The 24482-nt window shown below is 74.1% G+C and carries 23 protein-coding genes; 21 read left to right on the forward strand and 2 right to left on the reverse strand.

Going from position 1 to position 24482, the window contains the following annotated elements; translation table 11 throughout:
- Positions 1-36 precede the first annotated feature (36 nt).
- From thrS to ACGBYP_RS04555, 18 genes are all read left to right on the forward strand, one after another.
- Complete coding sequence (thrS, locus tag ACGBYP_RS04470; protein ID WP_411582051.1) at positions 37-2088, forward strand: threonine--tRNA ligase; 2052 nt, start codon at positions 37-39, stop codon at positions 2086-2088.
- Positions 2085-2654, forward strand: a complete 570-nt coding sequence (locus ACGBYP_RS04475; RefSeq protein ID WP_411582052.1) for an HIT family protein — start codon at positions 2085-2087, stop codon at positions 2652-2654. Before thrS ends, ACGBYP_RS04475 begins: the two co-directional genes overlap by 4 nt.
- Positions 2655-3308, forward strand: a complete 654-nt coding sequence (gene pgsA / locus ACGBYP_RS04480) for a phosphatidylinositol phosphate synthase (protein WP_411582053.1) — start codon at positions 2655-2657, stop codon at positions 3306-3308.
- Entirely contained in the window at positions 3305-4243 is a 939-nt protein-coding gene (locus tag ACGBYP_RS04485; RefSeq protein WP_411582054.1) for a phosphatidylinositol mannoside acyltransferase, read from the forward strand. The genes pgsA and ACGBYP_RS04485 overlap by 4 nt, the downstream gene beginning before the upstream one ends.
- Positions 4243-5448: a glycosyltransferase family 4 protein gene (locus tag ACGBYP_RS04490; RefSeq protein ID WP_411582055.1), complete on the forward strand. Its 1206-nt coding sequence runs from the start codon at positions 4243-4245 to the stop codon at positions 5446-5448. Before ACGBYP_RS04485 ends, ACGBYP_RS04490 begins: the two co-directional genes overlap by 1 nt.
- Positions 5449-5508: 60 nt before the next feature.
- A complete protein-coding gene (locus ACGBYP_RS04495; protein WP_411582056.1) occupies positions 5509-6033 on the forward strand; it encodes a hypothetical protein in 525 nt (174 codons plus the stop codon).
- Positions 6034-6099: 66 nt separating this feature from the next.
- Positions 6100-7011: a pyridoxal 5'-phosphate synthase lyase subunit PdxS gene (gene pdxS / locus ACGBYP_RS04500; protein ID WP_411582057.1), complete on the forward strand. Its 912-nt coding sequence runs from the start codon at positions 6100-6102 to the stop codon at positions 7009-7011.
- A complete protein-coding gene (gene pdxT, locus ACGBYP_RS04505) occupies positions 7008-7673 on the forward strand; it encodes a pyridoxal 5'-phosphate synthase glutaminase subunit PdxT (RefSeq protein WP_411582058.1) in 666 nt (221 codons plus the stop codon). Before pdxS ends, pdxT begins: the two co-directional genes overlap by 4 nt.
- Complete coding sequence (locus tag ACGBYP_RS04510) at positions 7670-8422, forward strand: YebC/PmpR family DNA-binding transcriptional regulator (protein ID WP_411582060.1); 753 nt, start codon at positions 7670-7672, stop codon at positions 8420-8422. The genes pdxT and ACGBYP_RS04510 overlap by 4 nt, the downstream gene beginning before the upstream one ends.
- 149 nt (positions 8423-8571) lie before the next feature.
- Positions 8572-9141, forward strand: coding sequence for a crossover junction endodeoxyribonuclease RuvC (gene ruvC / locus ACGBYP_RS04515; protein WP_411582061.1), 570 nt, complete (start codon positions 8572-8574; stop codon positions 9139-9141).
- Positions 9138-9776 (forward strand): Holliday junction branch migration protein RuvA, encoded by a 639-nt coding sequence (gene ruvA, locus ACGBYP_RS04520; protein WP_411582062.1) that lies wholly within the window; start codon positions 9138-9140, stop codon positions 9774-9776. The genes ruvC and ruvA overlap by 4 nt, the downstream gene beginning before the upstream one ends.
- Positions 9773-10909, forward strand: a complete 1137-nt coding sequence (gene ruvB, locus ACGBYP_RS04525; RefSeq protein WP_411582063.1) for a Holliday junction branch migration DNA helicase RuvB — start codon at positions 9773-9775, stop codon at positions 10907-10909. The genes ruvA and ruvB overlap by 4 nt, the downstream gene beginning before the upstream one ends.
- 146 nt (positions 10910-11055) lie before the next feature.
- Complete coding sequence (gene yajC, locus ACGBYP_RS04530) at positions 11056-11394, forward strand: preprotein translocase subunit YajC (protein WP_411582064.1); 339 nt, start codon at positions 11056-11058, stop codon at positions 11392-11394.
- A 14-nt stretch (positions 11395-11408) separates the two neighbouring features.
- Complete coding sequence (secD, locus tag ACGBYP_RS04535; RefSeq protein WP_411582065.1) at positions 11409-13070, forward strand: protein translocase subunit SecD; 1662 nt, start codon at positions 11409-11411, stop codon at positions 13068-13070.
- Positions 13067-14503, forward strand: coding sequence for a protein translocase subunit SecF (secF, locus tag ACGBYP_RS04540; protein ID WP_411582066.1), 1437 nt, complete (start codon positions 13067-13069; stop codon positions 14501-14503). The genes secD and secF overlap by 4 nt, the downstream gene beginning before the upstream one ends.
- The gene (locus ACGBYP_RS04545; RefSeq protein ID WP_411582067.1) at positions 14500-15081 is read left to right on the forward strand and encodes an adenine phosphoribosyltransferase; all 582 of its coding nucleotides are present in this window, start codon (positions 14500-14502) and stop codon (positions 15079-15081) included. The genes secF and ACGBYP_RS04545 overlap by 4 nt, the downstream gene beginning before the upstream one ends.
- Before the next feature lie 15 nt (positions 15082-15096).
- Entirely contained in the window at positions 15097-17172 is a 2076-nt protein-coding gene (locus tag ACGBYP_RS04550; protein ID WP_411582068.1) for an NAD(+) synthase, read from the forward strand.
- 89 nt (positions 17173-17261) lie between these two features.
- Entirely contained in the window at positions 17262-19661 is a 2400-nt protein-coding gene (locus tag ACGBYP_RS04555) for a RelA/SpoT family protein (protein WP_411582069.1), read from the forward strand.
- 125 nt (positions 19662-19786) lie between these two features.
- Here the strand turns inward: ACGBYP_RS04555 and ACGBYP_RS04560 are convergent, their stop codons facing one another.
- Positions 19787-20428, reverse strand: coding sequence for a class I SAM-dependent methyltransferase (locus tag ACGBYP_RS04560; protein WP_411582070.1), 642 nt, complete (start codon positions 20426-20428; stop codon positions 19787-19789).
- Positions 20429-20517: 89 nt separating this feature from the next.
- A complete protein-coding gene (locus tag ACGBYP_RS04565; RefSeq protein ID WP_411582071.1) occupies positions 20518-21342 on the reverse strand; it encodes a peptidylprolyl isomerase in 825 nt (274 codons plus the stop codon).
- A 149-nt stretch (positions 21343-21491) separates the two neighbouring features.
- Here ACGBYP_RS04565 and ACGBYP_RS04570 point away from each other — a divergent pair, with 149 nt between their 5' ends.
- From ACGBYP_RS04570 to ACGBYP_RS04580, 3 genes are read left to right on the forward strand one after another with little or no spacing between them, the layout of a single operon-like run.
- A complete protein-coding gene (locus ACGBYP_RS04570; protein ID WP_411582072.1) occupies positions 21492-22175 on the forward strand; it encodes an MBL fold metallo-hydrolase in 684 nt (227 codons plus the stop codon).
- A gap of 37 nt (positions 22176-22212) precedes the next feature.
- Positions 22213-23475, forward strand: coding sequence for a histidine--tRNA ligase (gene hisS / locus ACGBYP_RS04575; protein WP_411582073.1), 1263 nt, complete (start codon positions 22213-22215; stop codon positions 23473-23475).
- Complete coding sequence (locus tag ACGBYP_RS04580; RefSeq protein WP_411582074.1) at positions 23472-24473, forward strand: aldo/keto reductase; 1002 nt, start codon at positions 23472-23474, stop codon at positions 24471-24473. The genes hisS and ACGBYP_RS04580 overlap by 4 nt, the downstream gene beginning before the upstream one ends.
- The last annotated feature ends 9 nt before the right edge of the window (positions 24474-24482 follow it).

Below are 24482 nucleotides of genomic sequence, written 5' to 3' on the forward strand. Positions count from 1 at the left end.
CGGCCGGGGCCCGACCCGATCCCCTCAGGAGACCTCGTGTCCACCGCGCCCTCGCCCACCGCTGCCGACCCCGTCCGGGTGCCGGCCGGGACGACGGCCCTGCAGGCGCTCAAGGACGCCGGGCTGCCGCTGAAGGGCCCCGACGGCGCGGTCGTCGTCCGCGAGCTGGCCACCGGTGACCTCAAGGACCTCGCCTGGACCCCCGACGTCGACACCGACGTCGAGCTGGTGGCCGCCGCGAGCGCCGAGGGCCGCGCGGTGATCCGGCACTCCGCCGCGCACGTGCTCGCCCAGGCCGTGCAGGAGCTGTTCCCCGGCACCCGGCTGGGCATCGGCCCGCCGGTCGAGAACGGCTTCTACTACGACTTCGACCCGCAGCGGCCCTTCACCCCCGAGGACCTCGCGGCGCTCGAGAAGAAGATGACCGAGATCGTCCGGGCCGGGCAGCACTTCCGCCGCCGGGAGATCAGCGACGACGACGCCCGCGCCGAGCTCGCGCACGAGCCGTACAAGCTCGAGCTGATCGGGCTCAAGGGCGGTGCCGGCGAGGCCGCCGACGGCGCGGACGTCGAGGTCGGCGGCGCCCAGCTCACCATGTACGACAACGTCGACGCGCGCACCGGCGACCGGGTCTGGACCGACCTGTGCCGCGGCCCGCACCTGCCGCGCACCTCGAACATCCCGGCGTTCGCGCTCACCCGCAGCGCCGCCGCCTACTGGCGGGGGAGCGAGAAGAACCCGCAGCTGCAGCGGGTCTACGGCACCGCGTGGGAGAGCAAGGACGCCCTCAAGGCGTACCAGGAGCAGCAGGCCGAGGCCGAGCGGCGCGACCACCGCAAGCTCGGCTCGGAGCTCGACCTGTTCAGCTTCCCCGACGAGATCGGCTCGGGCCTGGCCGTCTTCCACCCGAAGGGCGGGGTCATCCGCCGCGAGCTGGAGGACTACAGCCGCCGCCGGCACGAGCAGGCCGGCTACTCCTTCGTCAACACCCCGCACATCACCAAGGGCCACCTGTTCGAGACCTCCGGGCACCTGGACTGGTACTCCGAGGGCATGTACCCGGCGATGCGGCTGGACGAGGAGCGCGACGCCGAGGGCAACGTCCGCAAGCAGGGCCAGGACTACTACCTCAAGCCGATGAACTGCCCGATGCACAACCTGGTCTTCTCCTCGCGGGGCCGGTCGTACCGGGAGCTGCCGCTGCGGCTGTTCGAGTTCGGCACCGTCTACCGCTACGAGAAGTCCGGCGTGATCCACGGCCTCACCCGGGCCCGCGGCTTCACCCAGGACGACGCGCACATCTACTGCACCCCCGAGCAGATGCCCGGTGAGCTGCGCGGCCTGCTGGACTTCGTGCTGGGGCTGCTGGCCGACTACGGGCTGAGCGACTTCTACCTGGAGCTCTCCACCCGCAACCCGGCGAAGTCCGTCGGCAGCGACGAGAGCTGGGAGGCCGCCACCGAGGCGCTGCGCCAGGCGGCGGTCGAGTCCGGGCTGGAGCTGGTGCCCGACCCGGAGGGCGCGGCCTTCTACGGCCCGAAGATCTCCGTGCAGGCCCGTGACGCGATCGGCCGCACCTGGCAGATGTCGACCATCCAGGTCGACTTCCAGCTGCCCGAGCGGTTCGACCTCGAGTACAGCGCCGCCGACGGCTCCCGGCAACGCCCGGTCATGCTGCACCGGGCGCTGTTCGGCTCGATCGAGCGGTTCTTCGGCGTGCTCACCGAGCACTACGCCGGCGCCTTCCCGGCCTGGCTCGCGCCGGTGCAGGTCGTCGGCATCCCGATCACCGACGAGCAGGTGCCCTACCTGACCGACGTGGCCCTGCAGCTGCGCGAGCGCGGCATCCGGGTCGAGGTCGACGACTCCGACGACCGGATGCAGAAGAAGATCCGCACCGCCAGCAAGCAGAAGGTGCCCTTCGTGCTCATCGCCGGGGCCACCGACGCCGAGGCCGGGGCGGTCTCCTTCCGCTACCGCGACGGGTCGCAGCGCAACGGGGTGCCGGTGGCCGAGGCCGTCGAGCAGGTCGCGGCCTGGGTCGCCGCCCGGCACAACACCGACCCGACCGCCGAGCCGGCCCAGTGACCGACGAGCCGCAGGAGGCCCGGGTCCCCGTCGTCAACGACGACGGGGGCCCCTCGGCGGTCTTCGAGCACCTGTGGACGCCGTACCGGATGGCCTACATCCGCGGCGAGAACAAGCCCACCGGCGACCACGACTGCCCGTTCTGCCTCATCCCGGCGATGAGCGACCAGGACGGGCTGGTCGTGGCCCGCGGCGAGACCGTCTTCGCCGTCCTCAACCTGTACCCGTACAACGCCGGTCACCTGATGGTGGTCCCGTACCGGCACGTGCCCGACTACACCGACCTCACCGTCGCCGAGGTCGCCGAGCTGGGCGCCTTCACCCAGACGGCGATGCGGGTGGTGCGCGGGGTCAGCGGCGCCCACGGGTTCAACGTGGGCATGAACCAGGGGTCGGTCGCCGGCGCTGGCATCGCCGACCACCTGCACCAGCACGCGGTGCCCCGCTGGGGCGGCGACACCAACTTCATGCCCGTCCTCGGGCTGACCCGGGTGCTGCCGCAGGTGCTCGCCGAGACCCGGGCGCTGCTGGCCGCGGCGTGGCCGGCGACCGGTCCGGTGGTCTGAGTGCTCGGGGTCAACCTGCGGCCGGCCGTCGCCCGCTTCTGGGCACCGGTCGTCCGTGGCCTGCTCCGGGCGGGGGTCACCGCCAACGCGGTCACCCTCACCGGCACGGTCGGGGCGATCCTGTCCGCCGTGTTCCTGATCGGGACCGGCCACCTGTTCTGGGGTGCGTTCGCGGTCACCGTGTTCGTGCTGCTGGACATGCTCGACGGCGCGCTGGCCCGCGCCCGGGGCGGCGGCTCGGTGTTCGGGGCGGTGCTGGACTCCACCGGCGACCGCGCCGCCGACGCCGCGATCTTCGGCGGGCTGGTGTGGTGGTTCTCCGGCGCCGGCGACAACCGGCTGCTGGTGCTGCTCGCACTGCTGTGCCTGGTGCTCGGCGTGCTCACCTCCTACGTCAAGGCGCGCGCCGAGGGCGTGGGGCTGTCGGCCGACGTCGGCATCGTCGAGCGCACCGAGCGGCTGATCCTGGTGCTGGTCGGCACCGGGTTCAGCGGCCTGGGCATCCCCTATGCGGTGCACGTGGCGCTCTGGGTGCTGCTGGTGGGCAGCGCGGTCACCGTCGCGCAGCGGTTCGCCGCCGTCCGGCGGGAGTCGCGCGGCAGGCAGCTGCCCACCCGGTCGCCCGGCGAGCCCAGCGGCCGACCCGCGTCGTGAGCCGGGCGGGGCAGCTGCGCGACCGGCTGACCGACGGCGGCTACGCGGCCGGCTGGCGGGCCGTCCGGCTGCTGCCCGAGCCCGTGGCCCGGGCCGCCTTCGCCGCCGGGGGTGCGTACGCCGCGCGCCGCGGCGGCCGGGGCGTGCAGCAGTTGCGCGCCAACCTCGACGTGGTCACCGGCGGCCGGCTGGACGACGCCGCGCTCGCCGACCTGACCCGGCGGGGCATGCGGTCCTACGCCCGGTACTGGCAGGAGGCCTTCCGGCTGCCGGTCCTGGGCGCCGAGCGGATCGTCGCCGGCTCGACCATGGTCGGCCGGGAGCACCTCGAGCGCGCCGTCGCCGAGGGCCGCGGCGTGGTCATCGCCCTGCCGCACAGCGGCAACTGGGACGCCGCGGGCGTCTGGCTGGTCCACCTGCTGGGCGGGCCGTTCCTCACCGTCGCCGAGCGGCTGCGGCCGGAGCAGCTGTACCGCCGGTTCGTCGCCTACCGCGAGGGCCTGGGCATGCGGGTGGTGCCGCTGACCGGTGGCGAGCGCCCCAGCTCCACCGTGCTGCGCGAGTGGCTGGCCGGCGGCGGGACGACGTGCCTGCTCGTCGACCGCGACCTCTCCGGCAGCGGCGTCCCGGTCACCTTCTTCGGCCGGCGGACGACGATGCCCGGCGGGCCGGCGCTGCTGGCCGCCCAGACCGGCGCCGTGCTGCTGCCGGCGGTGTGCCGCTTCGACGGCGCCGGCTGGCGTTTCGTCGTCCATCCCCCCGTGCCGGTCGAGGGCGCGGGCCGGCTGCGGGACCGGGTGACCGCGGCGATGCAGCAGGTGGCCGACGCGTTCGCGACCTCGATCGCCGAGGCACCCGAGGACTGGCACGTGCTGGGCCGGATCTGGCCCGAGGTGGGACCCGGCGACCGCGCGGCGCCGGCGGGGGTGTCCTGATGCGCATCGGCCTCGTCTGCCCCTACCAGTGGGACGTGCCCGGCGGTGTCCAGTACCACGTGCGCGACCTCGCCGAGACCCTGCGCGAGCTCGGCCACCACGTCGAGGTGCTCACCCCCGCCGAGCACGAGGAGAACCTCCCCGCCGAGCACGTCACGTGGGCCGGGCGGGCGGTGCCCGTCCCGTACAACGGCTCGATGGCCAGCTTCCAGTTCGGCCTGGTGTCGGCGGCGCGGGTGCGCCGCTGGCTGCGGGACGGCGCCTTCGACGTCGTCCACGTGCACGAGCCGGCCCCGCCCTCGGCCTCGCTGCTGGTCTGCATGATCGCCGACGGCCCGCTGGTGGCCACCTTCCACGCCGCCACGACCCGGTCCAAGTTCCTCGCCGCCTGGGGTCCGGTGGTGCGCCCCTGGCTGGAGAAGATCAGCGGCCGGATCGCGGTGTCGGACTTCGCCCGCCGCGTGCAGGTCGAGCACCTGGGCGGGGACGCGGTCGTGATACCCAACGGTGTGCACGTGCCCGCGTTCGCCGAGGGGCCCCGGCTGGCGATCCACGACCCGGCGGTGCCCACGATCGGCTTCCTCGGCCGCTACGACGAGCCGCGCAAGGGGCTGCCGGTGCTGCTGGAGGCACTGCGGCAGGTCGTCCGCGCGCACCCGGACGCCCGCCTGCTGGTGGCCGGCCGCGGCGACCCCGACGCGCTGGCCGCGCTGGTGGGGGAGGACCTCCGCCGGCACGTGACCCTGCTCGGGGAGCTCACCGAGCAGGACAAGGCGGCGTTCCTGCGCTCGGTCGACGTCTACTGCGCACCGAACCTGCTCGGCGAGTCCTTCGGGGTGATCCTGCTGGAGGCGATGGCCTCCGGGGCGCCGGTCGTGGCCAGCGACCTCGACGCCTTCGGGCGGGTGCTGGCCGGCGGCACGGCCGGGGTGCTGGTGCCCCGCGGGGACGCCGACGCGCTGGCCACCGCCGTCAGCGGGCTGCTCGCCGACCCGGGCCGCCGGGCGGAGCTCACCGCGGCCGGCCGAGCGGTCGTCGCCGAGTACGACTGGTCGGTGGTCGCCCAGCGGATCCTCACCGTCTACGAGACCGTTGCCCCACCCGGCGGCGCGGGGGTCACCGGCTCCGCCGCCGACGACGCCGCGCTGCTCGGCGACGTCGCGGGCGCACCGCACGGGCCGTTCCGCCGCCGCGTGCACCGCTGACGCCCCGTCGCGCGACCGGGAGGCCCGCGCGCACCGCCGGGCTGACTAGCCTGGGCCGTCATGACCACCGGGACCTGGCTGCTCCTCGTCGCCGGGCTCCTGGTCGCCCTGCACCTGCTGTGGACCGGCTGGACGCTCATCCGGCTGCGCCGGCTGGACGGGCGGGTGCGCCGGGCCCGTGAGGTGCTCGACGCCGCGCTGCTGCGCCGGGCCGAGCTGGCCGCCGCGCTGGCCCGGGAGCGCGCGGACGCGCTGGGCGCGCCGCTGGCCACCGGGCTGGCCGCCGCTGCGGCCGCCTCCCGGACCCCGGCCGCGGGCGACCGCGAGGCGGCGGAGAACCGGCTGGGCCGGCTGCTGGGCCAGGTGCCGACCGGGGCCCGCCCGCCCGAGCTCGACGAGGCCGCCGTCCGGGTGGGGCTGGCCCGCCGCTTCTACAACGACGCCGTCCGCGACACCCGGGCACTGCGCCGCCGCCGGCTGACCCGGGTGTCGCGGCTGCACGCCCGCCGGCCGCTGCCGCGCTACTTCGACATCGACGACGGGCTGGACGCCGTCCTCTCCGGCGGGCCGACGGCCGGCCGCTGAGCCGGCCGTACGCTGGGGCGTTGCCGGGAGACCACCGGCACCCCCACGACCAGCGAGGCGGCCACCGTGTCCCAGCAGCACAGCGAGTCCACCGACACGAGCACCGGCACGGTGCGGGTCAAGCGCGGCATGGCCGAGCAGCTCAAGGGCGGCGTCATCATGGACGTCGTCACCCCGGAGCAGGCGAAGATCGCCGAGGACGCCGGCGCGGTCGCGGTCATGGCGCTCGAGCGGGTCCCCGCCGACATCCGCGCCCAGGGCGGCATCGCGCGGATGAGCGACCCGGACATGGTCGCCGGCATCATCGACGCGGTCTCCATCCCGGTGATGGCCAAGGCCCGCATCGGCCACTTCGTCGAGGCGCAGGTGCTGCAGGCCCTCGGCGTCGACTACATCGACGAGTCCGAGGTGCTCACCCCTGCCGACGAGGCGCACCACATCGTCAAGACCGACTTCACCGTCCCGTTCGTCTGCGGGGCCACCGACCTGGGCGAGGCGCTGCGGCGCATCGCCGAGGGCGCGGCGATGATCCGCTCCAAGGGCGAGGCCGGCACCGGCAACGTCGTGGAGGCCACCCGGCACATGCGGGCGCTGCGCAGCGGCATCAAGCGGCTGGGCACCCTGGACGACACCGAGCTCTTCGTCGCGGCCAAGGAGCTGCGTGCACCGCACGACCTGGTGGTCGAGGTGGCCCGCGCCGGCAAGCTCCCGGTCGTGCTCTTCACCGCCGGCGGCATCGCCACCCCGGCGGACGCGGCGATGATGATGCAGCTGGGCGCCGAGGGCGTGTTCGTCGGCTCGGGCATCTTCAAGTCCGGTGACCCGGCCCAGCGGGCGGCCGCCATCGTGCAGGCCACCACCTTCTTCGACGACCCCGACGTGATCGCCAAGGTCTCCCGCGGCCTGGGGGAGGCGATCGTGGGGATCAACGTCAGCACGCTGCCGCAGTCCGAGCGCTACGCCACCCGCGGCTGGTGAGCGCCCCCACCATCGGGGTCCTCGCGCTGCAGGGCGACGTCGCCGAGCACCTGGCCGTGCTCCGTTCGCTGGGTGCCGAGGCGGTGACCGTGCGGCGCCCGGAGGAGCTGGCCGCCGTCGACGGGCTCGTCGTCCCGGGCGGGGAGTCCACCACCATGGCCAACCTGGCCCAGCGGTTCGGCCTGCTCCGGCCGCTGCGGGACGCCGTCCGGGCCGGGCTGCCCACCTACGGGTCGTGCGCCGGGATGATCATGCTGGCCGACACGGTGCTCGACGCACCGCCGGGCCAGCAGACCATCGGCGGCCTGGACGTCACGGTGCGCCGCAACGCCTTCGGCCGGCAGGTCGACTCGTTCGAGACCGAGGTCGAGGTGGCCGGCGTCGACGGGGGCCCGGTGCACGCGGTCTTCATCCGCGCGCCGTGGGTCGAGGAGGCCGGTCCCGACGTGGAGGTCCTCGGCCGGGTCGTGGGCGGAGCGGCCGACGGTAAGATCGTCGCCGTCCGCCAGGGTCACCTGGTGGCCACCAGCTTCCACCCCGAGCTCACCGGCGACACCCGGGTGCACGCGGTGTTCGTGGAGCTGGTGCGGGCAGCCCGTGTCCGCGGTCTGGGAACCGACGGCGCCACTGCTGGCGCCGACAGTGAGGGGAGAGTGTCGTGAGCGGCCATTCCAAGTGGGCGACGACCAAGCACAAGAAGGCCGGGATCGACGCCAAGCGGGGCAAGCTCTTCGCCAAGCTGATCAAGAACATCGAGGTCGCGGCCCGCACCGGCGGCGGTGACCTGTCGGGCAACCCGACGCTCTACGACGCCGTGCAGAAGGCCAAGAAGAGCTCGGTCCCCAACGACAACATCGACCGCGCCGTCAAGCGCGGGTCCGGTGCCGAGGCCGGCGGCGTCGACTACCAGAGCATCACCTACGAGGGGTACGCCGCGGCCGGGGTCGCCGTGCTCATCGAGTGCCTCACCGACAACAAGAACCGGTCGGCGATGGAGGTGCGCACCGCGATGACCCGCAACGGCGGCACCATGGCCGACCCGGGCTCGGTGTCCTACCTGTTCTCCCGCAAGGGCGTCGTCGTGGTGCCGGCCGCCGGCCACACCGAGGACGACGTGCTGATGGCCGTCCTGGACGCCGGCGCGGAGGAGGTCCGCGACCTCGGCGACACCTTCGAGGTCGTCAGCGAGCCCGGCGACATGGTGGCCGTGCGCACCGCCCTGCAGGAGGCCGGCATCGAGTACGACTCGGCCGACATGGGCTTCGTGCCCAGCGTGCAGGTCGAGCTCGACGCCGACGGCGCGGCCAAGGTGTTCAAGCTCATCGACGCCCTCGAGGACCTCGACGACGTGCAGAACGTCTACGCGAACTACGACGTCTCCGACGAGGTCATGGAGACCATCGACGCCTGAGGAAGGACCCCCTCGCCCCCCACCCTTCGCAGGCTCAGGGCGGGACCCTGCGAGGGGACCAGGCCGACGGCGTGTCGGTGGGCGGCGTGTCGCTCTCCGCCGGTTAGCGTGGGTTCGAACACGTGTTCGCGCCGACCGGAGGAGGTCCCATGCGGGTGCTCGGCATCGACCCGGGTCTGACCCGGTGCGGGTGGGGTGTGGTCGAGGGGCGTCCCGGGGCGCGGCCCACGGCGATCGGGGTCGGTGTCGTCCGCACCTCGCCCGACCTCGACCTGGAACTGCGGCTGCTGGAGGTGCACACCGCCGTGACCGCCCTGCTGCGGGCGCACCGTCCCGAGGCCGTCGCCATCGAGCGCGTCTTCACCCAGAACAACAAGGGGACGGCGACCGGCACCGCCCAGGCCGCCGGTGTCGCGGCGCTGGCCGCCGCCCAGGCCGACCTTCCGGTCGCCTGGCACACCCCGAGCGAGGTCAAGGCCGCGATCTCCGGCAACGGCCGCGCCGACAAGGACCAGGTCACGATGATGGTCACCCGGGTCCTCGGGCTCACCGAGGCGCCGAAGCCCGCCGACGCCGCCGACGCCCTGGCGCTGGCCGTCTGCCACGTGTGGCGCGCCCCGGCGCAGGCCCGGCTCCGGGTCGCCGCGCTCGCCGGCGGGATCGGGGCACCGGTGCCGGCGTCCCGGACGCTGCCCCGCTGGCAGGGGGTGTCGCGGTGATCGCGAGCGTGAACGGCCGGGTGGCCGCGGTCTCGCCCGACGGCGCCGTGGTCGAGGTCGGCGGCGTGGGGCTGTCGGTGCAGTGCACCCCGGGCACCATCGCCCGGCTGCAGGTGGGGGAGCAGGCCCGGCTGGCCACCAGCCTGGTGGTCCGCGAGGACTCGCTGACCCTCTACGGCTTCGCCGACGACGACGAGCGCCAGCTGTTCGAGCTGCTGCAGACCGCCAACGGCGTCGGCCCGCGGCTGGCCCAGGCCGTGCTGGCCATCCACCCGCCCCGCGAGGTGCGCCGCGCGGTCTCCCTCGGCGACCTCAAGGCGCTCATGCAGGTCCCCGGCATCGGCAAGAAGGGCGCCGAGCGGCTGGTGCTGGAGCTGCGCGACCGGCTGGGCACCACCGCCACCGACACCTCGCTCGACGGCCCGGCCGTGCCCGGCCTGCCCGGGGTCGCCCCCGTGTCGCCGTGGCGCGACCAGCTCGGCCAGGCCCTCGTCGGCCTGGGCTGGTCGACCCGCGAGGCCGACATCGCCGTCCTCGAGCTGGTCCCGGTCGCCGACGCGCAGCTCGCCGAGAACGGCCAGGTCGAGGTCGCCGTCCTGCTCCGGCAGGCGTTGCGGATGCTGGGCCGGTCATGAGCTCCTTCGACCGCGGGCTGCCCGCCGCCGACGCCGGGCCCGGCCGGTACACCGCCCCCGACTGGGACGACGCCGTCGACCCGCGGGCCGGGGACGAGGAACGGGTCGTCGAGTCCGCGCTGCGGCCGAACTCGCTGGCCGACTTCATCGGCCAGCCCAAGGTGGCCCGCCAGCTGGACCTCGTGCTCGAGGGCGCCAAGCGGCGCGGCCGGCCGCCGGACCACGTGCTGCTGTCCGGCCCGCCCGGGCTGGGGAAGACCAGCCTCGCGCTGATCATCGGCTCCGAGCTGGGCACCGCGGTCAAGATCACCAGCGGGCCGGCGATCGAGCGCTCCGGCGACCTCGCCGCGATGCTGTCGAACCTGGCGCCCGGCGACGTCCTGTTCATCGACGAGATCCACCGCATCGCCCGGCCCGCCGAAGAGCTGCTGTACATGGCCATGGAGGACTTCCGGGTCGACGTCGTCGTCGGCAAGGGGCCGGGCGCGACGGCGATCCCGCTGGAGATCAACCCGTTCACCCTTGTCGGGGCCACCACCCGGGCCGGGCTGCTCACCGGCCCGCTGCGGGACCGGTTCGGCTTCGTCGGCCAGATGGAGTTCTACGAGACCTCCGACCTGCAGAAGGTGCTGGCGCGCAGTGCCGACCTGCTCGGCGTGGAGCTGACCGCCGACGGCTCGGCGGAGATCGCCGGCCGCTCCCGGGGCACACCCCGGATCGCCAACCGGCTGCTGCGCCGGGTGCGCGACTTCGCCGAGGTCAAGGCCGACGGGCGGGTCACCCTGGAGGTGGCCCGGGCCGCGCTGACCCTCTACGACGTCGACGACCTGGGCCTGGACCGGCTGGACCGCTCGGTGCTCGACGCGCTGGTGACGAAGTTCGGCGGCGGCCCGGTCGGCGTCGCCACCCTGGCCGTCGCCGTGGGGGAGGAGCCGCACACGGTCGAGGAGGTGTGCGAGCCGTTCCTGGTGCGCGCCGGGCTGCTGGCCCGCACGCCCCGCGGGCGGGTGGCCACCGAGGCCGCGTTCCGTCACCTCGGGCACGCCGTCCCGCGCGGTGGCGTGCCGCTCAGCGGGGGCACAGGCGACCGTCCGTCGGACGGGTCTACCGCTTCCACGCTCTTCGACGCCTAGACTCCGACGCGCTGGCGCACCCGGCTCGTCCGGGCGTCCCGCTCCGGCGGAGCCCGTGGACGTGCGCCGGCGCCGATGTACCCGAGCGGCCCGATGGCGGGTCGCACCCACCGCGCGACCTGCTGCGGTAGAGAGGCTCACCAGTCGTGGAATACCTGCCGTTGCTCGTGCTCGTCCTGCTGTTCGGCCTGCTCATCGTGCTGCCCGCCCGGCAGCGCAAGAAGATGCAGGCCGACGCCGCGGCGATGCAGGCCGCGCTCACCCCGGGCACCCCGGTGATGCTGACCAGTGGCATCCACGGCACCGTCGCCGCGCTCGGTGAGGGCACCGTCGACCTGGAGGTCGCCCCCGGTGTCGTCATCACCGTCGCGCGCCCGGCGATCCTCGAGGTCCGCAAGCCGGCCGGCGACCCGACCACCGGGGGCAGCACGGCGGCCACCGGCACGGTCGACGGCGACGGCGACCCCACCGACCGCGCGCGCTGAGCCGGGTACCCGTCATGGCAGCCCGACAGATCCCCGCGCGGCGCTACTTCGCCGCCTTCCTGCTCATCGTCGTGGGCCTCTACGCGCTCATCTACTTCACCGGGGACCGGCGCACCCCGCAGCTGGGCCTGGACCTGCAGGGCGGCACGACGGTCACCCTGACCGCGCGCACCCCCGACGGCCAGCCGCCGGAGTCCGCCGACCTCGAGCTGGCCCGCCAGATCATCGAGCAGCGGGTCAACGGCCTGGGCGTGGCCGAGGCCGAGGTCGTCACCGAGGGCAGCAGCAACATCGTCATCTCCGTCCCCGGCGACAACGGCGACCGCGCCCGCGAGCTCGGCGCCACCGCCCAGCTGCGCTTCCGCCCGGTCGTCGCCGGCCCGGAGGCGGCCACGCCCGCCGCCGACCCGTCGGCCACGCCCACGGACCCCGCCGCCCCGACGGACTCCGCTGCACCCACGGACCCGGCCGCGCCCACGGACCCGGCCGCCCCGAGCGAGTCGGCCGCCCCCACGTCGGGCGCCGCCGCGACCGACACCGGCGCGGTCACCGACCCGGCCGTCCCCGACCCGGACGCCCCGGCGGTGACGCAGGAGCAGGCGCAGGCCGAGTACGCCACGCTGACCTGCGACACGACCACCACCGAGGTCGACCGGCCCGACGACTTCATCGCCGCCTGCTCCGACGACGGCACGGCCAAGTACCTGCTGGGCCAGGCGGTCATCGAGGGCACCGACGTCGCCGACGCCACCGCCGGTACCGAGCAGGCCACCGGTGAGTGGATCGTCAACCTCGACTTCACCGGCCCCGGCCAGACCGCCTGGGCCGAGTACACCGCCGCCAACGTCGGCAACAACGTGGCGATCACCCTCGACGGCCGGGTGGTCTCCGCCCCGACCATCAACTCGGCGATCAACGGCGGCACCACCCAGATCTCGGGCAGCTTCGACCAGGAGTCGGCCACCGAGCTGGCCAACCAGCTCAAGTACGGCGCGCTGCCGCTGACCTTCAGCCAGGCCACGGCCCAGTCGATCTCCACCGAGCTGGGCAGCGAGCAGCTGCGCGCCGGGCTGATCGCCGGGGCCATCGGCGTCGCGCTCGTGTTCGTCTACGCGCTGCTGTACTACCGACTGCTCGGGCTGGTCATGATCGCCAGCCTGGTCCTGTCGGCGGTGGTCGTGTACGGCTGCCTGGTGCTGCTGGGCCGGGAGATCGGCTTCGCGCTGAGCCTGGCCGGCATCGCCGGGTTCATCGTCTCCATCGGCATCACCGCCGACTCCTTCGTCGTCTACTTCGAGCGGCTCAAGGACGAGGTCCGGGAGGGGCGGACGCTGCGCAGCGCCACCCCGCGGGCCTGGGTGCGGGCACGCCGGACGATCCTCTCCGCCGACGCCGTCAGCTTCCTGGCCGCGGCGATCCTGTACTGGCTGGCCATCGGTGACGTGAAGGGCTTCGCGTTCACCCTGGGCATGTCCACGGTGCTCGACCTCGTCGTCGTCTTCCTCTTCACCCACCCGCTCATGGCGGTGCTCAGCCGGGTCAAGAGCTTCGGCACCAACCGCTTCTCCGGCCTGGGCCAGGTCGACCACAGCCGTCGTCCGGGGTCGCCGACCCGCGGTGACCGGCAGCTGGTCGGTGCCGGTACCGGCAGCAGCACGAACGGGAGCAACCGATGACCACCCCCCGTGAGCCCGGCTCGACCGGCTCGACCGCGTTCGGTGCCGGCGACGCGGCCCGGCCTGCGACCACCGCGGAGGAGCCGGTCCCCGTCGGGACCGCCGCCGACGAGGTCGTCGACGAGTCCGAGGTGCGCGACGAGGCCGCCGGCGACAGCACCGGCGACCAGGCGCTGGCCGACGCCGGCCTGCCCGCCGAGGGCGACTCCGGCCGCCGGGCGCCGTCCCGCGCGTCGCTGGCCCACCGGCTCTACAACGGCGAGGCCGGCCTGGACGTCGTCGGCAAGCGGCGCCTGTGGTTCAAGGTGACCGCGGTCGTCGTGCTGCTGTGCGCCCTGCTCATGGTCGTCCGCGGCTTCAACTTCGGCATCGAGTTCGCCGGCGGCAACAGCCTGCGGGTGCCGGCCACCAGCGAGCAGCTCACCGAGATCCGCGAGGCCGCCGAGGGTGCGGGCGCCGAGGTGTCCAGCGCCCAGGTCGTGGGCGGCAACTCGGTGCTGCTGCGCACCGAGGCGCTCGACCCGGCCGCCGAGCAGTCGGTCGTCACCGCCGTGGCCCAGGCCGCCGGTGTCGCCGAGACCGAGGTCAGCCCGCAGGCGGTCAGCGCCGACTGGGGCGGCGACGTCACGAACAAGGCGCTGCTGGCCCTGGCGGTGTTCCTCGTCGCCGTCGTCGCCTTCCTGGCCATCCGCTTCCGGCCCACCATGGCGGTCGCCGCGATCGTCGCGCTGGTGCACGACATCGTCGTCACCGCCGGGGTCTACGCGCTGATCGGCTTCGAGGTCACCCCCTCCACGGTCATCGGCCTGCTGACCATCCTCGGCTTCTCGCTCTACGACACCGTGGTGGTCTTCGACAAGGTCGACGAGAACACCAAGGACCTCACCAAGAGCGCCCGCTCCACCTACGGCGAGGCCGCCGACCTGGCGGTCAACCAGACGCTCATGCGGTCGATCAACACCTCGGTGATCGCGCTGCTGCCGGTGGCCGGGCTGCTGTTCGTCGGCGCCGGGCTGCTGGGCGCCGGCACGCTCAAGGACCTCGCGCTGGTGCTGTTCATCGGCCTCGCCGCCGGCACCTACAGCTCGATCTTCCTGGCCACCCCGATCCTGGCCGAGCTCGAGGAGCGCAAGCCGGAGAACATCGCTCTCCGCAAGCGGGTCCTCGCCCGCCGGGCCGCCGAGGCGCGCACCGGTGGCGCCCGCGCGGCAGGCCCGGTCGCCAGCGCCCGGCGCGGTGGCGGTGCGGCCCGGCGGTCCGCCGTCGCCGTCGCCGACCGGCCGGACTCCCTGCCCGAGCGCCCCGAGGCCGACGTCGTCATCGAGTCGCCGTCCTCGGTGCAGCGCGAGACGCAGCCGACCCGCGGCGCGACGACGGCGCCCCGGCCGGGGCAGCGCCCGGGCACCCGCCCGTCGGGCAGGAAGCGCCGGTGACGTCGGCCGACCAGCTGCCGGTCGACGCGCTCATCGCCTCGCTGTCGGTCGACGTCCCGGACTTCCCCGTGCCCGGGGTGGTGTTCCGGGACCTGACCCCGGTCTTCGCCCACGCGGGGGCGTTCCGCCGGGTGGTGGCCGCGCTCACCGAGCCCGCCGACGTCGACCCCCGGATGGCCGCGCTCAGCGGCCCGGGCGGTGGCCCCGGCTTCGACGTCGTCGCCGGCGTCGAGGCCCGCGGCTTCCTGCTCGCGGCCGCGGTCGCGCTGGACGCCGGCACCGGCGTCGTCCCGGTGCGCAAGGCCGGGAAGCTGCCCCGGGAGGTCGTCGCCGCCGAGTACGACCTGGAGTACGGCACGGCCACGCTGGAGCTGCACACCGACTCGATCCGCCCCGGCCAGCGGGTCCTCGTCGTCGACGACGTGCTCGCCACCGGCGGGACGCTGCAGGCGGCGGTCGCGCTGGTCGAGCGGCTCGGCGGGGTGGTGACGTCGGTGGCGGTGGTCGTGGAGCTCGCCGCCCTCGGCGGGCGCGAGCGGGTCGCCCCGCACCCGGTCCACGCGCTCTGGCGCACCTGAGGCCATGATCGGTCCGTGACCGGTCAGCCTGCCGACGCGGCGTCGTCCCCAGCTCCCTTCCGCTCCCTCTACCGCCAGGGCTTCGCCCGGGTGGCGGCGGTGACCCTGCCGATCGCCCTGGCCGACCCCCGGGCCAACGCGGGCGCGGTCGTCGAGCAGGCGCGGCTGTGCTCCGCGGACGGCGTGGCGGTGGCGGTGTTCCCGGAGCTGTGCCTCACCGGCTACTCCATCGAGGACCTGCTGCTGCAGGACCCCCTGCTGGACGCGGTGGAGGCCGCGCTGGCCGACGTCGTCGCCGCCAGCGCCGACCTGGCCACCGTGCTGGTCGTGGGCGCGCCGCTGCGGCACCGGCACCGCGTCTACAACACCGCCGTCGTCGTGCACCGCGGTCGGGTGCTGGGCGTGGTGCCGAAGTCCTACCTGCCCACCTACCGGGAGTTCTACGAGGCGCGGCAGCTCGCCTCGGGCGTCGGTGAGGCCGGCGGCAGCACCGTGCTGGCCGGCGAGGTGGTCCCGTTCGGGCCGGACCTGCTCTTCGACGCCACCGACGTGCCGGGCCTGGTGCTGCACGTCGAGATCTGCGAGGACATGTGGGTCCCGGTGCAGCCCGGCGCCGAGGCCGCGCTGGCCGGGGCGACGGTGCTGGCGAACCTGTCCGGCAGCCCGATCACGGTGGGCCGGGCCGACCAGCGCAAGCTGCTGGCCCAGGCGTCGTCGCTGCGCGGGCTGGCCGCCTACGTCTACGCCGCGGCCGGGCAGGGCGAGTCCACCACCGACCTGTCCTGGGACGGGCAGACCATGGTGTTCGAGAACGGGGTCCTGCTGGCCGAGTCCGACCGGTTCCCCGACGGGCCCCGGCGCACGGTCGCCGACGTCGACCTGGAGCTGCTGCGGTCCGAGCGGGCGCGGATGGGCACCTTCGACGACAACCGGCGGGCGACCGCGCGGGCACCCCACCGGCGGGTCGGGTTCCGGCTCGACCCCCCGGCCGGCGACCTCGGGCTGCGCCGCCGGGTCGACCGGTTCCCCTTCGTGCCCGCCGACCCCGCCCGGCTCGCGCAGGACTGCTACGAGGCCTACAACATCCAGGTCGTCGGGCTGGAGCAGCGGCTGCGGGCGGTCGGGCAGCCGAAGGTCGTCATCGGGGTGTCCGGTGGCCTGGACTCCACCCACGCGCTCATCGTGGCCGCCCAGACGATGGATCGCATCGGCCGCCCGCGCAGCGACGTCCTGGCCTTCACGCTGCCCGGCTTCGCCACCGGCGAGGAGAGCCGCGCCAACGCCGTCCGGCTGGCCACGGCGCTGGGGGTGACGCTGGAGACGATCGACATCCGCCCGGCCGCCACCCAGCTGCTCACCGACATGGGGCACCCGGCCGCTGCCGGGCAGGCGGTCTACGACGTCACCTTCGAGAACGTCCAGGCCGGGCTGCGCACCGACTACCTGTTCCGGCTGGCCAACCAGCGCGGCGGGATCGTGCTGGGCACCGGTGACCTGTCGGAGATCGCGCTGGGCTGGTCCACCTACGGCGTCGGTGACCAGATGTCGCACTACAACGTCAACTCCGGGGTGCCCAAGACGCTGATCCAGCACCTGATCCGCTGGGTCGTCGCGTCGCGGCAGTTCGACCAGGAGGTGCTCGACACGTTGTCGGTGATCGTGGCGGCGGAGATCAGCCCGGAGCTGGTGCCGGCCAGCGAGGACGCCCCGGTGCAGAGCACGGAGGCCGCGATCGGGCCCTACGCGCTGCAGGACTTCACGCTGTTCCACGTCCTCCGGTACGGCATGCGGCCCTCCCGCATCGCGTTCCTCGCCGAGCACGCCTGGGCCGACGCCGAGGCGGGGGAGTGGCCCTCGGGCTACCCCGCGGACCGCCGGCACTCCTACGCGCTCGCGGAGATCCGGCACTGGATGGAGGTCTTCTGCCAGCGGTACTTCGCCTTCAGCCAGTTCAAGCGGTCGGCGATGCCCAACGGCCCGAAGGTGTCCGCGGGCGGGTCGCTGTCGCCGCGCGGTGACTGGCGGGCGCCCTCGGACGCCTCCGCGCGGGTCTGGCTGGCCGAGCTGCGGTCCGGGGTCCCCGAGAGCTGACCTCCCCCTCCCGGGGCGGGCACCGGCGGGGGCGGGGGAGTCACGGTTAACATGGGCAGAACACCCTCCTCAACAGTGCAGGAGCTCCCGTGGCCTCAGACGTCGCCGTACCCCGGACGTCGGACGCGCCCCCCGCAGCGGAGGCGGCGCCCCGGGTCACGCTGCCCGAGCGGCCCGCCGTCCGCCGTCCCGACGACGTCGCGCCGGAGCCGGGCGACAACGAGGCGGCCCCGCGCCGCCGGGTCCGCGACCGGCTGGCCCGCCGGATCGTCGCCGGGCAGCGGTCCACCGGCATCCGGCCCGTCCTCGAGCCGCTGGCCGCCCTGCACCGCGCCAGCCACCCCAAGGCCGACCTGGCGCTGCTGCAGCGGGCCTACGACGTCGCCGAGGAGGCGCACGCCCAGCAGAAGCGCAAGAGCGGCGACCCCTACATCACCCACCCGCTGGCCGTCGCCACCGTGCTGGCCGGGCTGGGCATGGACACCACGACGCTGGTCGCCGCGCTGCTGCACGACACCGTCGAGGACACCGGCACCACGCTGGAGTCGATCACCGCCGACTTCGGCCCGGAGGTCGCCCACCTCGTCGACGGCGTCACCAAGATCGACAAGGTCAAGTTCGGCGACGGTGCGCAGGCCGAGACGATCCGCAAGATGATCGTCGCGATGTCCCGCGACCCCCGGGTGCTGGTCATCAAGCTCGCCGACCGGCTGCACAACATGCGCACGCTGCGCTTCCTCCCGCCGGAGAAGCAGGAGAAGAAGGCGCGCGAGACGCTGGAGATCCTCGCCCCGCTGGCCCACCGGCTGGGCATGAACACGATCAAGTGGGAGCTGGAGGACCTCGCGTTCGCCACGCTCTACCCCAAGCGCTACGACGAGATCGTGCGGCTGGTGGCCGAGCGGGCGCCCTCCCGCGACACCTACCTGTCCGAGGTCACCTCGGCGGTCACCGACCAGCTCAAGGCCGCCAAGATCGAGGCGACGGTCACCGGCCGGCCCAAGCACTACTACTCGATCTACCAGAAGATGATCGTGCGCGGCCGCGACTTCACCGACATCTGGGACCTCGTCGGCATCCGCATCCTGGTCGAGTCGGTGCGCGACGTGTACGCGGCGCTGGGCATCATGCACGCCCACTGGCAGCCGGTGCCCGGCCGCTTCAAGGACTTCGTGGCGATGCCGAAGTTCAACATGTACCAGTCGCTGCACACCACGGTGATCGGCCCGCAGGGCAAGCCCGTCGAGCTGCAGATCCGCACCTTCGACATGCACCGCACCGCCGAGTACGGCATCGCCGCGCACTGGAAGTACAAGGAGAAGGCCAGGGCCGGCGGGAAGACCGAGCTCACCCCGGCCCCCGGCGCCCCCGGCGACGACATGCTGTGGCTGCGCCAGCTGCTGGACTGGCAGCGCGAGGCGCAGGAGCCCGGCGAGTTCCTGGAGACCCTGCGCTACGACCTGGGTCCGCAGGAGGTCTTCGTCTTCACGCCCAAGGGCGACGTGATCAGCCTGCCGGGCGAGGCCACCCCGGTCGACTTCGCCTACGCGGTGCACACCGAGGTCGGGCACCGCTGCATCGGCGCCCGGGTCAACGGCAACCTCGTCTCTCTGGACAGCAAGCTGTCCAACGGCGACGTCGTGGAGGTCTTCACCTCCCGCTCGCCCACCGCCGCGCCCTCCAAGGACTGGCTGGCGTTCGTCGGCAGCTCCCGCGCCCGCACCAAGATCCGGCAGTGGTTCACCAAGGAGCGCCGCGAGGACGCCGTCGAGGCCGGCAAGGACGCGCTGACCAAGGCGATGCGCAAGGCCGGGCTGCCGCTGCAGCGGCTGATGGGCGGGGAGTCGCTGGCCACCCTGGCCGCCGACCTGCACTACCCCGACATCAGCGCGCTGTACGCCGCGGTGGGGGAGAACCAGGTCTCGGCGCACTCGCTGGTCGAGAAGCTGCTCACCGCCCTGGGCGGCACCGAGGGCGCCACCGAGGACATCGCCGAGACCGCGATCCCGACCAAGCGCACGGTCGCCCGCACCGCCGGCGGCGACCCGGGCGTCGTCGTCCACGGCATGCACGACGTGTGGGCCAAGCTCGCCAAGTGCTGCACCCCGGTGCCCGGCGACGAGATCCTCGGCTTCGTCACCCGCGGCGGCGGCGTGAGCGTGCACCGCACCGACTGCACGAACGCCGCGGACCTGCAGCGCTCGCCGGAGCGGCTGGTGGAGGTCGACTGGGCGTCCTCGCCGGGGTCGGTCTTCCTGGTCGCCATCCAGGTCGAGGCCCTCGACCGGCACCGGCTGCTCTCCGACGTCACCAAGGCGCTGGCCGACGAGCGGGTCAACATCCTGTCCGCGTCGGTGCAGACCAGCCGCGACCGGGTGGCGATCAGCCGGTTCACCTTCGAGCTGGCCGACCCCGCGCACCTGGGCGCGGTGCTGCAGACGGTGCGCAACGTCGACGGCGTCTTCGACGTGGAGCGCGTCACCGCCTGACCCGCGCTCCGGGCGACCGGCTGGGACAGACGTGGATCAGGTGACCTGATCAGGATCTGTCCTCCTGCACCAACGCTGGTGAGGGGGGACAGACGTTGATCAGGTCACCTGATCAACGGCTGCCGTCAGCGGCGGGTGGCGACGACGGCGTACAGCGGGTCGCCCGTACCGGGGCGGGTGCGCAGCTGCACGGTGGGCTCGGTGAACCGGCCGCTGCGGCGCACCAGCTCGGAGATGACGGCGCCGTGCTGCTCGTCGTCGGTGGCCAGCCAGCCGCGCACCGCCTTGGTCGGGAAGCACCGGTTGGAGAAGGTGACCGCCAGGACCCCGTCCGGGCGCAGCACCCGGCCCACCTCGGCGAGCACCTCGACCGGGCGGGTGAGGTAGTCGATCGACACGCAGCAGACCGCGGCGTCGACGTCGGAGTCGGGCAGCGGCACGGTCGGGTCGGCGTTCAGGTCGTGCACCAGGCGCTGGGTGGCCGCCGGGTTGGCGTCGAGCTCCTCGGCGTTCATGCCCAGCACGACCAGCTCGGCCGGCGGGGTGCGGAAGTGCGACACCCACGACGACATCAGGTCCAGCACCCGGGTCGCCCGGGGCGCGGACCCGTCGATGCCGAGCTCGGCGTACAGCTCACCGACAGCGGCGATCGCCGCGTCGTCGATGTGGGTCACCAGCCGGGGGCGGTCGTAGAACCGGGCGTCGGGGGCGTCGTCGGCGCGGTCGAAGAAGCCCGGTGGGAAGCCCGCGTACGGGTCGGCGTCCATGGCCCCAGTGTGCGGCCGCGCACGGAGGCCGGCCCGGACGCACGAGGGCCCGGCCTCCGTGCGGAGACCGGGCCCTCGGGCGGGTGCGGCTACTGCTGGACGGTCACCGTGGTGATCGTGACCGGCTCGGCCGGGGCGCCGTCGGTGGCGCCGCCCTCGATGCCCTTCGCGGCGATCGCGTCGAGCACGCCCAGCCCGGCCTCGTCGATGGTGCCGAACACGGTGTAGCTCGGGGGCAGCTGGCTGTCGGCGTAGACCAGGAAGAACTGGCTGCCGTCGGTGCCCGCGCCGGCGTTGGCCATGGCCAGGGTGCCCCGGCCGTAGGTCTCGGTGCCGGCGAGCTGGGTCGGGAAGGAGTAGCCGGGGCCGCCGGTGCCGGTGCCGGTCGGGTCGCCGCACTGCAGCACCTTCAGGCCCTCGGACGCGGTCTCCCGGTGGCAGGGCGTGCCGTTGAAGAACCCGGTGGTCGCCAGGTGTACGAAGCTGGCCGCGGCGCAGGGGGCGTTCGCCTGGTCGAGGGTCAGGCCGATGTCGCCGGCGCTGGTGGTCATGGTGGCCGCGACGGTGCCGGTGCCGGGCACGTTCGGCGACGGCGTGCCCGCCGAGGTGCCGGAGTCGTCGACGGTGAAGGTGCACGCGACCGTGCCGTCGGCGTTGGTGCTCGGCGCAGCGGCGCCGGTGGCCGCGGGGTCCGACGACGGGGCCGAGCTGGTCGCCGGCGCCGCGGTCACGTCGTCGTCGTCACCGGCGACGCTGGTGATGGCGAAGATCGCCCCGACGATGGCCAGGACGGCGAGCACGGACAACCCGGCGAGCAGGTTCCGGTGGCGCTTGCGGGCGAGCTGCGCACGCCGCTCCAGCTGGCGCTGCAGTCGTCGCTGGGCGGCCTCGCGGGCCTGCTTGTTCGTCGGCACGTCTCTCGGGCTCCTCGGGCTGGCGCTCCGGGGCAGGCGGCCGTCTCCACGGCCCCGCCCCGCGGTGTCGAGTGCGCAGTCTAGGTGGGCCGCCTGTCCGCTCCCTGGCAGCGCCACCTGGGCGGATCGGCCCCGCGTAACCTGCACGGGTGCTCATCCGCTCGTTCCCCGCCGGCGCGTTCGGCACCAACTGCTACGCCATCGCCTCCGGTGCCGGGGCCGAGTGCGTCGTGGTCGACCCGGGGATGGACGCCGTCGAGCCGCTGAAGGCGATGCTGGCCGAGGACGGGCTCAAGCCGGTCGCCGTCGTGCTCACCCACGGGCACCTGGACCACACCTTCTCCGTGCTGCCGGTCTGCTCCGGCTACGACATCCCCGCCTACCTGCACCCGGCCGACAACGGGATGCTGTCCGACCCCGCCCGCTGGCACGGCCCGCAGCTGGCCCCGCTGATCACCGGCGTCGCGCTGCCCGACCCCGACGAGGTGCGCCCGCTCGACGACGGCGCGGTGCTGTCACTGGCCGGCGTCGAGCTGACCGTCCGGCACGCGCCCGGGCACACGCAGGGGTCGGTCGTGTTCTCCCTCGACCTCGGCGAGGCCCCCGGGCTGCTGGCCGGCGACGTGCTGTTCGCCGGGTCGGTGGGCCGGGTCGACCTGCCCGGCGGGTCGTGGACCGACATGCTCGGCTCGCTGCGCGACGTCGTCCTGCCGTTGGACGACGAGACGGTCGTCCTCCCCGGGCACGGTCCGGCGACCACGATCGGGCGCGAGCGCGCCACCAACCCGTACCTGGCGCAGGCTGCCGAGGCCCCGAGGGGCCGGGGCCTGTGAGCCGGCCGGACCTCCGAGCGAAGCGAGTCATCGAGCTGTGAGCACCTTCAACGCCCCCAAGGGCACGTTCGACACCCTGCCGCCGGCGTCGGCGGAGTTCCTGGCCGTCCGCGACACCCTCGTCGCGCCGCTGGTGCGGGCCGGCTACGGCTACATCGAGACCCCGACGTTCGAGGACACCACCGTCTTCGCCCGCGGCGTGGGGGAGTCGACCGACGTCGTCTCCAAGGAGATGTACACCTTCACCGACCGCGGCGGCCGGTCGCTGACCCTGCGCCCGGAGCTCACCGCCGGGCTGATGCGCGCGTTCATCGAGCACCGGCTGTACTCCGGGGCGCTGCCGGTGAAGCTGTGGAGCGTCGGGTCGGTGTTCCGCTACGAGCGCCCGCAGGCCGGCCGCTACCGGCACTTCACCCAGGTCGATGTCGAGGCGCTCGGTGTCGACGACCCCGCCCTGGACGCCGAGATGGTCGCGCTGGCCGCGCAGGGCTACCGCGACCTGGGCCTGATCGGGTTCGAGCTGCTGCTCACCTCGCTGGGCGACGAGACCTGCCGGCCGCAGTACCGCGACCTGCTGGTGGCCTTCCTGTCGAAGCTGGACCTGGACGCCGACACCCGGCGGCGGGCGGAGATCAACCCGCTGCGGGTGCTCGACGACAAGCGCCCCGAGGTGCAGGCCCAGCTCACCGACGCCCCGCTCATGGTCGACCACCTCTCGGACTCCACGCGGGCGCACTACGACGCCGTCCGGCAGCACCTCACCGACCTCGGCGTGACCTGGACCGAGGCGCCGCGGCTGGTGCGCGGGCTGGACTACTACACGAAGACGACGTTCGAGTTCGTCCACGACGGCCTGGGCGCGCAGTCCGCGATCGGCGGCGGCGGACGCTACGACGGGCTGTCCGCGGCCCTCGGCGGCCCCGACCTGTCCGGCATCGGCTACGCGGTGGGCGTCGACCGCACGCTGCTGGCCATCCGCGCCGAGGGGCTCGACGTCGTCACCTCCGCCGGCGTGCAGGCCTTCGTCGTCCCGCTGGGCGCGGAGGCCAAGCGGTTCGCCGTCCGGCTGGTCGGTCAGCTGCGGGAGTCCGGCGTCTCCGCCGACACCGTCTACGGCGACCGCGGGCTCAAGGGCGCGATGAAGGCCGCCGACCGCTCCGGCGCCACGCACGCGGTGGTGGTCGGCGACCGGGACCTGGCCGAGGGCGTGGCCCAGCTGCGCGACCTGCGCACCCACGAGCAGGTCGCCGTCCCCCTGGGTGAGCTGTTCGACCGGGTGCGTGCGACGGTGGGGGCATGACCTCTTCGACTCCGCTGGAGACCCGCCCGCTCGGCCGCACCGGCGCCGACGTCTCCGTCGTCGGCCTGGGCACCTGGCAGCTGGGTGGCGACTGGGGCGACGTGTCCTCCGAGGACGCCGCCGCGGTGCTGGACGCCGTCCTCGACGCCGGTGTCACCCTGCTGGACACCGCCGACGTCTACGGCGACGGCAAGAGCGAGGAGCGGATCCGCCAGTCGCTGGCCGCCCGCGGCGAGCGCCCCTTCGTGGCCACCAAGGCCGGCCGCCGCGCCGACCCGTTCACCGCCGAGCAGTACACGCCGGAGAACCTGCGCGCCTGGATCGACCGCTCGCGCCGCAACCTCGGCGTCGAGACCCTCGACCTGGTGCAGCTGCACTGCCCGCCGCCGGCCGTCTACTCCGACCAGCGGGTGTACGACGCCCTCGACGCGCTCGTCGCCGAGCAGGCCATCGCCGCCTACGGCGTCTCGGTGGAGACCGTCGAGGAGGGGCTGACCGCCCTGCAGCACCCCGGCGTCCAGTCGATCCAGGTCATCCTGAACATCTTCCGGCGCAAGCCGCTGGAGGAGCTGCTGCCCGCCGCCGCGCGCGCCGAGGTCGGCGTCCTGGCCCGGGTGCCGCTGGCCAGCGGCCTGCTCACCGGCAAGTACGACGAGTCGACGACCTTCGGCGCCGACGACCACCGCACCTACAACCGCAACGGCGAGGCCTTCGACGTCGGCGAGACGTTCTCCGGCGTGCCCTTCGAGGTCGGCGTCGCCGCCGCCCGCGAGGTCGCCGAGATCGCCGGTCCCGACGTCAGCACCGCCGCCTTCGCGCTGCGCTGGGTCATCGACCAGGCCGGGGTCACCTCGGTCATCCCCGGCGCGCGCAACGTGCAGCAGGCGCTGGGCAACGTGGCCGCGGCCTCGATCCCGTCGCTGACCGACGGCCAGCTCGACGACCTCGAGCGCGTGTACGACGAGCGCATCCGCGCCCACGTGCACGACCGCTGGTGACTCCCCGCT

Source organism: Modestobacter sp. SSW1-42, assembly GCF_046635825.1.
GTDB lineage: Bacteria > Actinomycetota > Actinomycetes > Mycobacteriales > Geodermatophilaceae > Modestobacter.